General features: G+C 61.4%; 13 protein-coding genes. 9 read left to right on the top strand and 4 right to left on the bottom strand.

The features are described 5' to 3' along the window. Positions 1-5 precede the first annotated feature (5 nt). Genes ssuB through ACL2XP_RS16240 form a run of 3 tightly spaced genes read right to left on the bottom strand, consistent with a single transcriptional unit; the run spans position 6 to position 2576 of the window. Positions 6-809, bottom strand: coding sequence for an aliphatic sulfonates ABC transporter ATP-binding protein (ssuB, locus tag ACL2XP_RS16250; RefSeq protein ID WP_413733882.1), 804 nt, complete (start codon positions 807-809; stop codon positions 6-8). Next, positions 806-1597, bottom strand: a complete 792-nt coding sequence (ssuC, locus tag ACL2XP_RS16245) for an aliphatic sulfonate ABC transporter permease SsuC (RefSeq protein ID WP_413733881.1) — start codon at positions 1595-1597, stop codon at positions 806-808. The genes ssuB and ssuC overlap by 4 nt, the downstream gene beginning before the upstream one ends. A gap of 43 nt (positions 1598-1640) precedes the next feature. Then, complete coding sequence (locus ACL2XP_RS16240; RefSeq protein ID WP_413733880.1) at positions 1641-2576, bottom strand: sulfonate ABC transporter substrate-binding protein; 936 nt, start codon at positions 2574-2576, stop codon at positions 1641-1643. Between the two features lie 395 nt (positions 2577-2971). Between ACL2XP_RS16240 and ACL2XP_RS16235 the strand changes: the two genes are divergently transcribed. The 3 genes from ACL2XP_RS16235 to ACL2XP_RS16225 are packed head-to-tail and all read left to right on the top strand — an operon-like array spanning position 2972 to position 6923. Further along, the gene (locus ACL2XP_RS16235) at positions 2972-3943 is read left to right on the top strand and encodes an aliphatic sulfonate ABC transporter substrate-binding protein (RefSeq protein ID WP_413733879.1); all 972 of its coding nucleotides are present in this window, start codon (positions 2972-2974) and stop codon (positions 3941-3943) included. After that, the gene (sauS, locus tag ACL2XP_RS16230) at positions 3940-5394 is read left to right on the top strand and encodes an acylating sulfoacetaldehyde dehydrogenase (protein WP_413733878.1); all 1455 of its coding nucleotides are present in this window, start codon (positions 3940-3942) and stop codon (positions 5392-5394) included. The genes ACL2XP_RS16235 and sauS overlap by 4 nt, the downstream gene beginning before the upstream one ends. Continuing rightward, entirely contained in the window at positions 5391-6923 is a 1533-nt protein-coding gene (locus ACL2XP_RS16225; RefSeq protein ID WP_413733876.1) for an AMP-binding protein, read from the top strand. Before sauS ends, ACL2XP_RS16225 begins: the two co-directional genes overlap by 4 nt. Here the strand turns inward: ACL2XP_RS16225 and ACL2XP_RS16220 are convergent. Next, positions 6901-8562 carry a putative transporter gene (locus ACL2XP_RS16220; protein ID WP_413733874.1) on the bottom strand — a complete coding sequence of 554 codons (1662 nt, stop codon included), beginning with the start codon at positions 8560-8562 and terminating at the stop codon, positions 6901-6903. The two genes, ACL2XP_RS16225 and ACL2XP_RS16220, sit on opposite strands and share 23 nt — an antisense overlap. Before the next feature lie 402 nt (positions 8563-8964). On the opposite strand from ACL2XP_RS16220, the gene ACL2XP_RS16215 reads away from it, so the two are divergent. The 6 genes from ACL2XP_RS16215 to ACL2XP_RS16190 are packed head-to-tail and all read left to right on the top strand — an operon-like array spanning position 8965 to position 15075. Beyond that, a complete protein-coding gene (locus ACL2XP_RS16215) occupies positions 8965-10107 on the top strand; it encodes a transporter substrate-binding protein (protein ID WP_413733873.1) in 1143 nt (380 codons plus the stop codon). Continuing rightward, positions 10104-10697 (top strand): ANTAR domain-containing response regulator, encoded by a 594-nt coding sequence (locus ACL2XP_RS16210; RefSeq protein ID WP_413733872.1) that lies wholly within the window; start codon positions 10104-10106, stop codon positions 10695-10697. Before ACL2XP_RS16215 ends, ACL2XP_RS16210 begins: the two co-directional genes overlap by 4 nt. Positions 10698-10699: 2 nt before the next feature. Then, positions 10700-11548 carry an ABC transporter permease gene (locus tag ACL2XP_RS16205; RefSeq protein WP_413733870.1) on the top strand — a complete coding sequence of 283 codons (849 nt, stop codon included), beginning with the start codon at positions 10700-10702 and terminating at the stop codon, positions 11546-11548. Positions 11549-11550: 2 nt separating this feature from the next. Next, positions 11551-12474 (top strand): ABC transporter permease, encoded by a 924-nt coding sequence (locus tag ACL2XP_RS16200; protein WP_413739187.1) that lies wholly within the window; start codon positions 11551-11553, stop codon positions 12472-12474. A gap of 12 nt (positions 12475-12486) precedes the next feature. After that, complete coding sequence (locus tag ACL2XP_RS16195; RefSeq protein ID WP_413733868.1) at positions 12487-14106, top strand: ABC transporter substrate-binding protein; 1620 nt, start codon at positions 12487-12489, stop codon at positions 14104-14106. Positions 14107-14127: 21 nt separating this feature from the next. Then, entirely contained in the window at positions 14128-15075 is a 948-nt protein-coding gene (locus tag ACL2XP_RS16190; protein ID WP_413733867.1) for an acetamidase/formamidase family protein, read from the top strand. The last annotated feature ends 9 nt before the right edge of the window (positions 15076-15084 follow it).

Raw genomic sequence — 15084 nt, 5'->3', positions numbered from 1 at the left:
TTTATTCAGAGGGTGTGGGTACGCCGACCGTGATCCTGCTGCGCGGAATCACGGTCGCCGGAAAAAATGCGATCCAGTATGGTGCTTTCCAGCAAGGCCAGCCGGGCCTGGCCATGGCGCCGCGGCCGGGGTAAATCGATGGCGATATCCAGGCCCACATGGCCCCCGTCCAGCAATATCACCCGATCGGCCAGGGTAACCGCTTCATGGACATCATGGGTCACCAGCAGCAGGGTAAAGCCCTGTTGCTGCCACAGCGTTTCAATTAACTGCTGCATTTCGATCCGGGTCAGGGCATCCAGGGCGCCCAGCGGCTCGTCCAGCAATAACAGCCGCGGACGGTGAATCAGCGCCCGGGCCAGCGCGACCCGCTGTTTTTGCCCGCCGGACAGGGCGGCCGGCCAGTCGCCGGCCCGTCCGGCCAGCCCCACGGTATCCAGGGCGGCCAGGGCGCGCGCCTGCCAGCCTTTGCCCAGGCCCAGGCCGACGTTATCAATCACCTTTTTCCAGGGCAGCAGGCGGGCATCCTGGAACATCAGCCGCATCTCGCCTTGCGCCGTGCGCAGGGGGGTATTCCCCGCCAGCAATTCCCCGCGGTTGGGCTGCTCCAGGCCGGCCAGCAGGCGCAGCAGGGTGCTTTTGCCGCAGCCGCTGCGTCCGACAATCGCCACGCATTGCCCGGCCGGTATATCGAGCGTGATATCCTCCAGCACCCGGCGGCCGTGAAATGACTTATCGATTTGGCGTATCGCCAGGGCGATCCCCCGTTTAACCGGCTCCCGTTTAACCTGATAGATATCCGCGCTCATGCCGTTTCTCCCGCCTTCTGGTATGCCGGATGCCAGCGCAGCCAAATGCGCTCCAGGGCGCGCGCCGCGGTATCGGCCGCTTTGCCGAGGATGGCGTACAAAATAATGGCCATGACCACCACATCGGTTTGCAAAAATTCCCGGGCGTTCATGGCCAGATAACCGATGCCGGAATTGGCGGAAATGGTTTCCGCGACGATCAGCGTCAGCCACATAAAGCCCAGCGCAAACCGCACGCCCACCAATATCGACGGCAGCGCGCCGGGCAAAATCACCTGGGAAAACAGCGAAAGCCCGGACAAACCGTAATTGCGGGCCATTTCCACCAATCCGGCGTCCACATTGCGCACGCCGTGATAGGTATTGAGGTAGATGGGGAACAACGTGCCGAGGGCGACCAGGAAAATTTTTGCCGATTCGTCAATGCCGAACCACAGGATCACCAGCGGTATCAGCGCCAGATGGGGAACGTTGCGGATCATTTGCACGGTGCTGTCGAGCAATAACGCTCCCCAGCGCGACAGGCCGGTAATGAACCCCAGCAATAAACCGAGGGAGCCGCCGATGGCGAACCCCACGGCGGCGCGCCAGCTGCTGATGGCCAAATGCCGCCACAGTTCGCCGGAATAGGTTAACCGCCAGCCGGCTTCGATTACGGCGCTCGGCGCCGGCAGAATCCGGCTGGATAACCAGCCGGTGCCGACGGCCAGTTGCCAGCCCGCCAGCAGCAGGACCGGCAGCAGCCACGGCGCCAAACGTTCCATAAGCTGCGTGGTGATGTGTTTCATATCCTGTTGCTCCCGTAAAACCGCGACGGCGTCGCCGATCCGGTTATTGCCCGGCCGGGGTCCATACCGCATCGTTGATATTTAACGTCTTGGGGATTAATTTCAGCGACGCGAAGGTATCGGCGATGCGTTGCTGGCCGGCGATCACCGCCGGGGTAATAAAGCGGGCGTCATACTTTTGCCGTTCGACCGCCACGCGGGCGATATCCTCGGATAAGCCCAGCAGCGGCGCCACCTGGCGGGTTACCGCCTGCGGATCGCTGGTGGCGTTTTTGCCGATTTGCCGTATTTCGTCGATTAGCGCGCTAATCACCTGCGGATGCTGCCGGGCGAAGGACCGGGTCGCCAAATAGAACTGATAGTTATCAACGATCCCCCGGCCGTCGCGCAGGATACGCGCCTTTAATTGCTGCTCGGCGGCCGCGGCAAAGGGGTCCCAAATCACCCAGGCGTCTACGCTGCCGTGTTCGAACGCCGCGCGCGCGTCGGCGGGGGACAGATAAACCGGCGTAATATCGCTATACGCCAGGCCGGCTTCGCGCAGGGCCTGCACCAAGAGATAGTGAACATTCGACCCTTTATTCAGGGCCACTTTTTTGCCTTTCAGTTGCGCCACGTTGCGCAAAGACGAGTCGTGGGGCACCAAAATCGCTTCCGCGGCCGGCGAGGCGGGCTCATTGGCGACGTAAACCAGGTCGGCCCCGGCGGCCTGGGCGAACACGGGCGGCGTTTCGCCGGTAAAGCCAAAATCAATCGAGCCGACGTTCAATCCTTCCAATAGCTGGGGACCGCCGGGGAACTCCGTCCATTTCACGTCCACGCCCCGGGCGGCGAGGCGCTTTTCCAGCGAGCCTTGTCCTTTGAGCAACACCAGGGTGGTACCGGATTTCTGGTAGCCGATACGTAAGGTATCGGCCGCATACGCGCTGACCGACAGGGCCAATGAAAGTAATAAAGCAATACCGGATCGCACGACCATTTTATATTTCCATCCCTTGTTATGAATGGAAAAATCCTAACAGTGTCTTAAATTAACCGGTAAATGTTATTTTAACCTATGGAAATACTTTTATGATCTAACCGGAAATTAATTTGGCAAATGTTGATAAGTTGTATTTAATTAATTAAGTAAAAAATAAAACCTTGGCCGGGATGTTATTTTTAATTATAACAAAGGCTGCCGGGGGCGGTTTTACTCCCGGTAAACGGGCTGGAAACGGGTTTTCCCGCTGGCCGGTGGTGCAATCGATCGCCCTGTTTTAGAGCAATGAAATCAACGCAAAAAAAAGACTATCTTAAGCAGGTTTTATACTTTGACATAATATTGCAAGTCTTGGAGCTTACTATTACCCAATACTTACGGATTATAATGTTATGTTTGCCTTTAGTCGCGCTCCTCGCCGATTGATATATATTGCCGCCGCGCTGTTGGCATTGCTGACGCATATCTCCGCCCGGGCGGACACGGAATTGCGTATCGGATATCAAAAATCCTCCACCCTGATGACCCTGCTGAAATTACAGGGCACGCTGGAAAAAGACCTGGGCCGGCAAGGGGTGAAAGTCAGCTGGTATGAATTTTCCAGCGGATTGCCGTTACTGGAATCCCTGAATATCGGCAATGTGGATGTTTCCGCGGATGTCGCCGATACCGTCCCGGTTTTCGCCCAGGCGGCCGGCGCCAACCTGACCTATTTCGCCCGCGAGGAACCCTCTCCCGATGCCCAGGCCATTTTGGTGCCGCAAGCCTCGCCGTTAAAAACCCTGGCCGATTTAAAGGGCAAACGCATCGCGGTGACCAAGGCCGCCGGCAGCCATTATTTGCTGATTGCCGCGCTGGCCAAGGCTCACCTGACGTTCAAGGACATTACCCCGGCCTACCTTACGCCGGCGGATGGCCGCGCGGCATTTGAAACCGGCAAAGTCGATGCCTGGGTCACCTGGGAACCCTTCGTCGCCAGCGCCCAGCGCCAGCAAAATGCCCGCGTGCTGAGCGAAGGCCAGGGGCTGGCCAGCTATCAACGCTATTATCTGGCGTCCACCGCGTATGCCCAAAGCCATCCCGAAATCCTTGACCTGATTTACCGGCAGTTGGAAAACACCGGCACCTGGATCAAGGCCCATCCCGCGGATGCCGCAAAATTGCTGGGGCCGCTGTGGGGCAACCTGGATGTCGCCACCGTCGAGCAGGCCAACGCGCATCGTACCTATCTGGTTAAGCCGGTGACGCCGGACAGCCTCGGCGAACAGCAGCATATCGCCGACGCGTTCTTCGATGCCGGGTTATTGCCCAAGCGTATCGATGCCCAGGCCGTGTCGATCTGGACCCCCGGTACGCGCAAATGAGCCAAACCCGCGAGGAAGCCGATATCCGGGGCGGGGACGCAGCGGATATCGCGGCGCAGCGGCAGGTCCTGGCGCTGGTGGCGCGCGCTCGCGATGCGCAGCGGCAAATCGACGTCTATAACCAGGCGCAAATCGATTTGCTGGTCAGCGCCGTCGGCTGGGCGGTGATCGAGCCGGGTAATAACCTGGCGCTGGCCACCTTGGCGGTGCGGGACACCGGGCTGGGCAACGTCGCGGATAAGGTGACCAAAAATCACCGCAAGACGCTGGGTCTGCTGCGCGATTTGCACGGCAAGAAGACCGTGGGCGTGATCCGCGACGATCCGCACCGCGGCATAACCGAAATCGCCCGCCCGGTGGGGGTGGTCGCCGCGATTACGCCCTCCACCAACCCGGTGGCCACGGTCGTCAATAATATTATCAACGCGCTGAAATGCCGCAATGCGATTATTATCGCCCCCTCCCCGAAAGGCGCCACCAGCTGCGCTTTGCTGCTGGAGTATATTTATCGCGAGCTGGACGTGCTCGATTTGCCCCATGGACTGGTGCAAATGCTGCCCGTGCCGGTGACCCGGCGGCATACCGCGTGGTTAATGCGCGCCGCCGATCTGGTCATCGTCACCGGTTCGCGGGCCAACGTGGCCGCGGCGGCCCAAAGCGGCACGCCGGCCTTTGGGGTCGGGGCCGGCAATGTGGCGGCGATTATCAGCGCATCGGCGGATCTGGCCGCGGCCTCGCAAAAAATAGCCGCCTCGAAAACCTTTGATAACGCCACCAGCTGCTCGGCGGAAAACAGCGTGATTATCCCCGCCGAACGCTACCGGCCCATGCTGGCCGCGCTGGCGCAACAAGGCGGGGTACTGCTGACGGCGCCGGAAAAAATACGGTTGCAGCAGGCGCTCTGGCCGCACGGGGACGGCAAATTGGCGCGGGAGCTGATTGGCCGCCCGGCGCCGCTGATCGCCGCCGCCGTCGGCCTGCGGCGCCCGGCGTGCCTGGCGGCCCGCTTTTTTATGGTGGAAGAGCGGGGGGTCGGCGCGGACTTTCCGTTCTCCGGCGAAAAACTGGCGCCGATATTAACGGTTTACCAGGCGCAGGACTTCCGGCAAGCCTGCGCCCGGGTGCGGGAGCTGTATGCCTGGCAGGGCGCCGGCCATTCCGTCGGCCTGCATGGCACCGACCCCGCCGAGGCGCTGCAGGCGGGCCTGGACCTGCCGGTAAGCCGCGTCATCGTGAACCAGGCGCACAGTTTCGCCGCCGGCGGCAATTTCGACAATGGGCTGCCGTTTACCCTTTCCCTGGGATGCGGCACCTGGGGCGGCAATCATTTTTCCGCCAACCTGAATTATCGGCATTTTTTTAATAAGGTGCGCATTTCCCGCCCGATTAAAGAAAATATGCCTTCGCTGGACGCCCTGTTCGGGGAGTATTTGCTCAGGAGAGCGGGGTGAATATCCAGCCGTTCGCTTCCCTGTCGGCGGTGTTGCACCTGCATCTGCTGGAGCGTCCGGGCGCGGTGTTTATGCTGGCCCCGGAGACCGGGCAAACCCTGACCTTCGCGCAACTGGCGCTGGCCGCGCGCCGGACGGCGGCGATGTTGCATGCCCTGGGCCATCGTCCGGGGGATAAAATCGCGCTGCTGCTGCCCGGCGGCGTCCATGGCGCCACCTTTACCCTGGCGCTGATGCTGGCGGGGTATATCGCGGTGCCGCTCAGCCTGCTGGCCGGCGAGGAAACCCTGGGCTGGATTATTGCCCACAGCCGGTGCCGGGTCGTCGTGACCTGCGAAGAGCATGTCGCGCGCCTGCGCGCCGCGCTGGCGGCGCTGCCCGCGGATCGGCGCCCGGGGATCGCGCTGCACGAACCGGAAGAGCCGCCTTTGGCCCCGGCCAGCGCGCCGCCGCCGCCCCCGGAATTAACCCGCAAGACGCCGGCGTTGCTGATTTACACCTCGGGCACCACCGGTAAACCGAAAGGAGTGTTATTAACCCAGGGCAATTTGCTGACGGCGGCGGGCAAAATTGCCCGCTGGCATCAACTGACCCCCCGGGACCGGCTATTGTGCGCCATGCCGCTGTATCATATCAACGGCCTGGTCATCGGCACCCTGGTGCCGTTTATTACCGGCGGCAGCGTAGTGGCGCCGCGCCGGTTTTCCGTATCGGCCTGGTGGGGGATGGTCGGTACCTATCGTTGCAGCTGGCTCAATCTGGTGCCGACCATGATCGCGTTCCTGCTGGATGCGGCCGGCCCCGGCCCCCGGCGCTATCCCTGGGTTAAATTCGCGCGCTCCGCCTCGGCCCCGCTGTCGCCATCGCAGCACCGGCGGTTCGTCAGCCGTTTCGGCATCCCGGTGATCGAGGGCATGGGAATGACGGAATCCGCGTCGCTGGCTTTTTGCAATCCCCACGGCGGCGCGGTGTGCGGCAGCGTTGGTCTACCCTGCGGCATTACCGCCGCCGTATGCGACCGCCAGGGGACGCATCTGGCGGATAACCGCGCCGGTGAAATTATCCTGCGCGGCGCCAATGTGATGGACGGATATTACCGCGATGCCGCGGGCAGCGGCGCGGTCATCGATGCGCGGGGATGGCTGCATACCGGCGATTTAGGCCATCGCGATAGCCGGGGGTTTTATTTTATTACCGGCCGGCTGAAAGAAATTATTATCAAGGGCGGCGAAAATATCGCGCCGCAGGAAATCGACGAGGCCTTGAATGACTTTCCCGCCATCCGCGAGGCCGCCGCGTTTGCCATACCCGATGCCGCCTATGGCCAAAATATCGCCGCCGCCCTGGTGGTCGACGCCGGCGCGGTATTGGATGAGACGGCCCTGAGGGACTGGTGCCGGGATAAACTGGGCGCGTATAAGGTGCCGACGCGATTTTATGTGATTGAGGCGCTGCCCCGCGGCGGATCGGGGAAAATACAGCGCCTGGCGCTATGCGCCCGGCTGGCTACATCCCCCCCCAAAAAATAAGCGCCAGCAATTGGGGCGACAGGATGCGCAGGAACATGACCAGGGGATACACCGTGGCATAAGAGAGCGCCGCCGCGCCGCTGGTGCCGTGCAGGGCGTTGGCGAAGGCCAGCGCCGGGGGATCGGTCATCGATCCGGCCAGCATGCCGCACAGGCTCAGGTAATTCATCTTGAACGCCAGCCGCGCCAGCAGGCCGACGCTAATCAGCGGGATAGCGGTAATCAGCGCCCCGTAGCCCAGCCACGATATGCCGTCCCCCTGAATCAGCGTATGCACAAAATCTCCCCCGGATTTGAGCCCCACCACCGCCAGGAACAGCACGATGCCCAGCTCGCGCAGCGCCAGGTTGGCGCTGGGGGGCATAAACCAGTACAGCTTGCCGATACTGCCGATGCGGCCCAGGATAATCGCCACCACCAGCGGCCCGCCCGCCAGTCCCAGGCGCAGCGCGGCGGGGAAGCCGGGCACATATACCGGCAGCGACCCCAGCAGCACCCCCAGGCCTATGCCGATAAACACCGGCAGCATCTGCACTTGCTGCAATTTTTGCTGCGCATTGCCCACCACCGCGGCCACGGCGTTAATCGCCTCCGGCCGGCCCACCAGATTGAGGATATCGCCGAACTGCAGGCTGGCATTGCTGCCGGCCACCAGCTCGACGCCGGCGCGGTTCAGGCGGGAAACCACCACGTCGTATTTCTGTTTAAAATGCAGATCGCGAATTTTCTTGCCCAGCACTTTTTCGTTGGTCACCACCACCCGCTCCATGCGCAGGTCGGTGCCGTGCATGGAAAGCGAGGTATCCACCTGCTGGCCGATCACCAGGCGCGCTTTTTCCAGATCCGGTTTCAAACCCACCAGATGCAGCAGATCGTCGGCCTGGATAAGCGTGGTGGGCAGGGGAACAATCAGCATGTCGCCGCGTTTGAGGCGCGAGCAAACAATCTCGCTGCTATTAAGCACCGGCACATCCTGCACCGCCAATCCTACCAGGTTGGCGTTAATCACCCGGATATTCATGGTTTGCAGCTGCGCGTGGCTGGCACCGCTGTCGCGGTCGTATTGTTGCGCCTCGCGATCCACATTGATGCGCAGCGCAAAGCGAATCAGCCACATGGTCAGGAGGATGCCGCAGATGCCGAAGGGATAGGCCATGGCATACCCCATCCCCATCTGGCTGATCTGCAAGGGACTGGTGCCCAGATCGGCCAGGATTTGCTGTCCGGCCCCCAGGGCCGGCGTATTGGTGATCGCGCCGGAAAACACCCCGAGCACCACGGGCAGCGGCACGTTGAACGCTTTGTGGATAATGGCCGCCAGCAGCATGCCCAGCGCCACCACCAGCATGGCGAACAGGTTGAGCCGCAGGCCGGAGACGCGCAGTGAGGAGAAAAAGCCCGGACCGACCTGGATGCCGATGGTGTAGACAAAGAGGATTAAGCCGAATTCCTGGATAAAATGCAGCATATCGCCATTGAGGCCCAGGCCCGCGGTTTGGGCGAAATGGCCGACGATAATGCCGCCGAACAGCACGCCGCCGATCCCCAGCCCCACGCCATAGATGCGCCAGTTGCCTATCCATAACCCTATCACCGCCACCAGCGCCAACATACCGATCGTTAGTGCAATATCACTCATTGCCGCATCCCTGGGAAATCATTGCGTTATGTAAGGGGATTTTGTCAGAGGCGGCGCGCCGGAAATGGGGTGGAAAACACAAAAATCCATAATAAATCCATCATGATGACACTTTTATCATCCGTGCCGACGGCGCCAGGCCGCGGCGGCCCGCGCCGCAGCGTTGGTGCACTATCATCAAGCGCGCGCCCCACCGTGGTGCATGGGCGCGCCGTCCCACGGCCGCAATGGGCATAACCCGTTGAACTTTATACGCCTGGCAAATTGGCACGATTCTTTCATATCATCATCGGCAAGCCGGGCCCGTTCCCATAAGTCTTGAACTTATTATTTTCGTGGTGCAGGTAACGAAGCCTGATCCTCCCTACCGGGAAGATCGGGCTTTTTTTTTGGAGAACGATCATGCGGCAACCTGTGGACATCGGCATCCTGCTGTCAACCGACGGCGCCTATCGCCACGTGGCGGCCAGCGCCCTGGCGGGAATGCGCGATGCCATCAATGAAGTCAACGCCGACCCCGCGTTCGACTTCACCCTGAACGGCCATCATCACAACCCGCAGGGCCAGCTCGCCGGCTACGGCGCAGGTATGGCGCAATTGATGGCGCAGGGCATCCGCCATCTGTTCGGCACCATTACGTCCGCCAGCCGCAAAGAAATCATCCCCGATCTGGAACAGCAAAACGCGCTGCTTTGGTATGCCTGCCCCTATGAAGGTTACGAAAGCAGCGAACACGTCATTTATCTTGGCGGCTGCCCGAACCAGACTTTGCTGCCGATATTGCGCCTGGCGCTGGCCACCTTCGGCACCCGCGGCTACCTGATCGGGTCCAATTACGTTTGGGGATGGGAAAGCAACCGCATCGCCAGGGAAATCATCGAAGCCGCCCATGGCGACGTCACCGGCGAAAAATATCTCCATCTCGCCGGCGCCCGCCCGCAAGATCTGATTGGTCCGCTGCTGGATTCCAAACCCGACTTCGTGCTCAACAATCTGGTGGGCGAGTCGTCCTATGACTTCCTGCAACAGCTCGATGCCGCCTGCCTGCTGCGCGGTCTCGAACTGCCGGTGCTCAGTTGCAACCTCAGCGAAGCCGAACTCGGCCCGATAGGCGACATGCGCGCGCTGCGATTGCTTTCCTGCGGGCCGTTTTTCGAAGCCGCCGATCCGGCGTTCTGCGCCGCCCAACGCCGCCGCCACCGGGGCATCATGCGCTATTCGCACCATTATACGGGCGGTTACCTGTCCGTGATGCTGTTTGCCCGCGCCAGACGGCAGACCGGCTGCGACGATCCGCAGCGGATTTGCGAAGCGCTGTACCGCGATGAAAATGTCACTTTTATGGGCCCGATGAAAATTTCCCGGCGCAACAACCACTGCCATTTGCCGTGTCATATCGCCGAACTGCGTCACGGCGCTTTCAGGCTCATCCATAGCGAACCCCAACGCCTGGCGCCCGACCCTTATTTAACCGCCACCGATTTACGCGAATGTCTGCCCGCGCGGCCCCATCCTGGCGGCCACCTGCTGAGGATTGTGAAATGACGTTGCTAACCCTGCCGGATTTTAAATCCTGTCCGCTGCTGTTGGTGGACTGCGAAGCGCGCTCGCTGGAAGCGCTGGAAAAAAGCCTGCCGCGCATGGGCATGTGCTGGCACGCGGTCAGCCGCGATGGCGATATTGCCGAAGGCCCGTTTTGCGGCGCGCTGGTGGAACTGGAACATTTCGCCAGTCCCCGCGTGCTGGCGCGGCTGAATGCCGGCGGCCTGCCGGTCGTCGCGCTGATGTCCCACGAAGCGCTGTCGCAAATCCAGCGGGCCATTGCGCTGGGCGCCACCGCGCTGCTGCATAAACCCATCAACCAGCGCGCCATCTATACCACGCTGATGATGGCCATCGGCCTGCGTCAGCAGCTCAATCAAGACGGCCGCGAACTGGACGTAATGCGCCGCCGGCTGGACAGCACGCCGCTGCTGTCCCAAACGCTGGCCGCGCTGATGGTCGAACGCGATATCAGCGAGGAAGACGCCTACGCCTGGCTGCGTAGCGAATCGATGCGCTGCAACTGGCGCATCGACGAACTCTGCCAGTCGCTGCAAAACCGCCGCCGGCGCAAATGGCGGGGAGGGCGTTAAACATGTCGACCCTGCGTCATATCCTGCGCCGGCCGATGCTTTGCCTGGCGGCTCTTTTTATCGCCCTGGTGGTACTGGCCGCGCTGCTGGCCCCCTGGTGCGCGCCCTTCAATCCCAACGAACAGTTTACCGAAGGGCTGACGATGGACGGCGCGCCGCTGTCGCCGGACGGCACATTCTGGCTCGGCACCGACTTGCTGGGCCGCGACCTGCTGTCCCGGCTGATTTACGGCGCCCGCACCTCGCTGCTGGTGGGGGTGGCCGCCAACGGCCTCGCGGTGTTAATCGGCACGCTGGTCGGCCTGGTGGCCGGCTATGCGCAGGGCAAAATCGGCGGCCTGCTGATGCGCCTGACCGATTTGATGATGGCGTTTCCGGCACTGTTGCTGGCCATTACGCTGGCGGCGATTTTTCAGCCCAGCGTATGGATCGTCGCGTTGGTGATTGCGATGGTGAATTGGGTGCAGATTGCCCGGGTGATTTACGCCGAAACCACCGCCCTGAGCGCCAGGGACTTCGTGGCGGTGGAAAAAACCCTGGGCGCCGGACCCTGGCGCATCCTGGCGGTGCATTTGCTGCCGCATCTGGTGCCGACCATTCTGGTCTGGGCCACCCTCGGCATCTCCACCACCGTGCTGCTGGAAGCGACGCTGTCGTTCCTCGGCGTCGGCGTCCAGCCGCCGACCGCCAGCTGGGGCAATATTATTTTCGAAAGCCAGACCTATTTTACCTCGGCCCCCTGGCTGGTGTTTTTCCCCGGCGCCGCCATTGTAATGCTCTCGCTGGCATTCAACCTGCTGGGCGACGCGCTGCGCGATGTACTGGACCCCACTTTGAAAGGACGTACCTGATGCTGATTTTCCTTAGCCGGCGGTTTGGCCATGCGCTGCTGATTCTCCTGGGCGTAACGTTGATCAGCTATCTGCTGCTGTTTATGCTGCCGGCCGATCCGGCGCGGCAAATCGCCGGGCGCAGCGCCTCGCCGGAAGTGGTGGCCAGCATTCGCCACCAACTGGGCCTGGATCTGCCGTTCTACCTGCAATATTGGCACTATCTGACCGGCCTGCTGCACGGCGATTTGGGCCGCTCGTTTATCCAGCGCAGCGAAGTCGGCGAACTGATCGCCGCCCGTATCGGCCCGTCGCTGGAGCTGATGGCCGCCGGTATTTTCTGCGAACTGGTGCTGGGTATTGTGCTGGGATCGCTGGCGGCTTTGGGCCGGGGCGGGGTGGCGGACAAGCTGCTGATGGCATTCTCGTTTGTCGGCGTCTCGGCGCCGCAGTTTATCGCCGCCATGCTGTTTCTTTATGTGTTCGCGGTGGTGCTGAACTGGTTCCCCATGGGGGGCTATGGCGGTTTTGCGCACCTGGCGCTGCCGGCGCTGACGCTGGGCATCCTGGGCAGCGGCTGGTATTCGCGCATGCTGCGCTCCTCGATGATTGAAGTATTGCATCAGGATTTTATCCGCACCGCGCGCGCCAAGGGGCTGAGCCGCGTCCGGGTGATCTGCCGCCATGTCCTGCCCAACGCCATTTTGCCGCTGATACCGATGATCGGCATCGATATCGGTATTTTTATCGGCGGTCTGGTGGTGGTGGAGTCGGTGTTCGGCTGGCCCGGTATCGGCCAACTGGCCTGGCAGGCGATACAGCAAGTGGATATTCCGGTCATTGTCGGCGTCACTACCGTGTCGGCCGTGGCCATCGTATTGGGTAATTTAATCGCGGACCTGGCTTTGCCCTGGGTTGATCCCCGCATTGACGTAAAAAAACAGTAGAGGAGTGGGAACATGAAAAAAAGTTTACTCATGCTGGCCCTGGCCGGCGCGTTCTATGCCGGCACAGGCCACGCGGAAGATGCGGTTAACGGCGGCGAAGCGGTAATTACGTACCAAAACGATGTCGCCACCCTGGACCCGGCCATTGGCTATGACTGGCAAAACTGGTCGATGATCAAAAGTCTGTTCGACGGGCTGATGGATTATCAACCCGGCACGACCGATCTGGTGACCGATTTGGCGGAAAGCTACGGCGTCTCCGACGACGGCAAGGTCTATACCTTTAAGCTGCGCCAGGGGGTCAAATTCCATAACGGACGCGAGATGACCGCCGATGATGTCAAATATTCGCTGGAGCGTACCGTTAACCCGAAAACGCAAAGTCCGGGCGCCGGTTTCTTCAGTTCCATTGTCGGTTATGACGAGATGGCCGCCGGCAAAGCCGAGCATCTGAGCGGTATCGAAGTGCCGGACGCCTCCACGGTGAAAATTACGCTAAAAGAGCCTAACGCCACCTTCCTGCACGTTATGGCGCTGAACTTCGCCTCGGTGGTGCCGAAAGAGGCGGTGGAGCAATGGGGCGCCGACTTCGGCAAGCATCCGGTGGGCACCGGCGCGTTTGAACTGGGCGCATGGAAACTGGGCCAGGAACTGATCTTTAAAAAGAATCCGCACTACTTCAAGGCCGGGCTGCCGCATATGGACAGCATCCGCTTCGAAGTCGGCCAGGACCCGTCGGTGGCCCTGCTGCGCCTGGAAAAGGGTGAAGTGGATATCGCCGGCGACGGCGTGCCGCCGGCGCGTTTTCTACAGTTTAAGCAAGACCCGAAATACCGGGGCATGCTGGTGACCGGCGACCAGTTGCAGACCGGCTATGTCACCATGAAAACCACGCTGCCGCCGTTTGATAAGCTGGCGGTGCGCCAGGCGGTGAACATGGCGATTAATAAAGACCGCATCGTGCGCATCATCAACGGCCGCGCCGCGCCGGCCAACCAGCCGCTGCCGCCGGCCATGCCGGGCTACGACAAAGATTACCAGGGCTACGGTTACGATGTCGCCAAGGCCAGGCAACTGCTGAAAGACGCCGGCTTGCCTGACGGTTTCAGTACCGAACTCTATGTGATGAACACCGATCCGCAGCCGCGCATTGCCCAGTCGATTCAACAGGATTTGGCCCAGGTAGGTATCAAGGTAAGCATCAAATCGCTGGCGCAGGCCAACGTTATCGCCGCCGGCGGCTCGGCCGATCAAGCGCCGATGGTCTGGTCCGGCGGGATGGCGTGGATCGCCGACTTCCCGGACCCGTCCAATTTCTACGGCCCGATTCTCGGCTGCGCCGGCGCGGTGGAGGGCGGCTGGAACTGGGCGCGCTATTGTAACAAGGCGCTGGACGAAGCGGCGGTCAAGGCCGACAGCATGGCGAAACCGGAACAGCAGCAGGAACGCCTGGCCATGTGGCGCAAAATCTTTACCGATGTGATGAAAGACGCGCCGTGGGTGCCGGTATTCAATGAAAAACGCTTTACCGTCCGCTCGGCGCGGATGGGCGGAGACGATGCGCTGTATGTGGACCCGGTACATGTCCCGGTCAACTATGATGCCATCTGGATTAAAGCGCCGGCCAAGTAGGCGGTCTATAAGGAGAAGGTCATGTGCCAACATTGCCTGGTAAAAACGATTCACAGCGCCCATCACCATTTCGGCTGGGATAACAGCCTGGCGCCGGCGGCGCGGGTCGACCCCGGCGCCACGCTGGAATTCAATTGTCTGGATTCCGGCAACGGCTATTTTTCCAGCCGGTCCACGGCGCTGGACGTCGGTAATTTGCCGTTCGACCGGATTAATCCGGTGACCGGTCCCATTTATGTGGAAGGCGCCCGGCCGGGCGACGTGCTTAAAGTCACCATCGAACAGTTCAAGCCCGGCGGATTCGGCTGGACGGCAATTATTCCCGGCTTCGGCCTGCTGGCGGATCAATTTACCGCGCCGGCGCTGACGCTTTGGGAGTACGACCCGCGGTCGATGACGCCAAGCGCGTTCGGCCGTCATGGCCGGGTGCCGCTCAAACCGTTCGCCGGTACCATTGGCGTAGCGCCGGCCGCGCCGGGGCTGCATTCGGTCGTACCGCCGCGCCGGGTCGGCGGTAATCTGGACATCCGCGATCTCGGCGCCGGCTGCGTGCTGTATTTGCCGGTGGAAGTGGAGGGCGCGCTGTTTTCGGTGGGGGATACCCATGCCGCGCAGGGGGACGGCGAAGTGTGCGGCACCGCCATCGAAAGCGCCATGGACGTGGTGCTCAAGCTGGACGTGGTGAAAAACATGGCGCTGCCGTCGCCGCGTTTCAGCACGCCCGGCCCGGTGACGCGCCATTTGGATGCGGCCGGCTATGAGGTGTTTACCGGCGTCGGCGGCGATTTGATGCAGGGCGCCAAAGATGCGCTTAGCCATGCCATCGACTGGCTGAGCCGCGAGCAGGGCATGTCGCCGGAAGAGGCCTATATGCTGTGCTCGGTTTGCGGCGATCTGCGCATCAGCGAGATTGTCGACCTGCCCAATTGGGTGGTGTCGTTTTATTTCCCGAAAGTGGTGCTGAGTTGAGGTCAGGGG

Source organism: Sodalis sp. RH21, assembly GCF_047324175.1.
Taxonomy (GTDB): Bacteria; Pseudomonadota; Gammaproteobacteria; order Enterobacterales; family Enterobacteriaceae; genus Acerihabitans.
Note: the sequence above shows the minus strand (reverse complement) of the source record. Positions and strands in the feature narration are given on the sequence as shown.

What these genes read in the sequence shown, in the direction of transcription:
- ACL2XP_RS16190 (WP_413733867.1), top strand. Translation starts at nt 14,128, where the DNA reads ATGTGCCAACATTGCCTGGTAAAAACGATTCACAGCGCCCATCACCAT.
- ssuC (WP_413733881.1), bottom strand. Translation starts at nt 1,597, where the DNA reads ATGAAACACATCACCACGCAGCTTATGGAACGTTTGGCGCCGTGGCTG.
- ACL2XP_RS16210 (WP_413733872.1), top strand. Translation starts at nt 10,104, where the DNA reads ATGACGTTGCTAACCCTGCCGGATTTTAAATCCTGTCCGCTGCTGTTG.
- ACL2XP_RS16235 (WP_413733879.1), top strand. Translation starts at nt 2,972, where the DNA reads ATGTTTGCCTTTAGTCGCGCTCCTCGCCGATTGATATATATTGCCGCC.
- ACL2XP_RS16205 (WP_413733870.1), top strand. Translation starts at nt 10,700, where the DNA reads ATGTCGACCCTGCGTCATATCCTGCGCCGGCCGATGCTTTGCCTGGCG.
- ACL2XP_RS16195 (WP_413733868.1), top strand. Translation starts at nt 12,487, where the DNA reads ATGAAAAAAAGTTTACTCATGCTGGCCCTGGCCGGCGCGTTCTATGCC.
- ssuB (WP_413733882.1), bottom strand. Translation starts at nt 809, where the DNA reads ATGAGCGCGGATATCTATCAGGTTAAACGGGAGCCGGTTAAACGGGGG.
- ACL2XP_RS16220 (WP_413733874.1), bottom strand. Translation starts at nt 8,562, where the DNA reads ATGAGTGATATTGCACTAACGATCGGTATGTTGGCGCTGGTGGCGGTG.
- ACL2XP_RS16215 (WP_413733873.1), top strand. Translation starts at nt 8,965, where the DNA reads ATGCGGCAACCTGTGGACATCGGCATCCTGCTGTCAACCGACGGCGCC.
- sauS (WP_413733878.1), top strand. Translation starts at nt 3,940, where the DNA reads ATGAGCCAAACCCGCGAGGAAGCCGATATCCGGGGCGGGGACGCAGCG.
- ACL2XP_RS16240 (WP_413733880.1), bottom strand. Translation starts at nt 2,576, where the DNA reads ATGGTCGTGCGATCCGGTATTGCTTTATTACTTTCATTGGCCCTGTCG.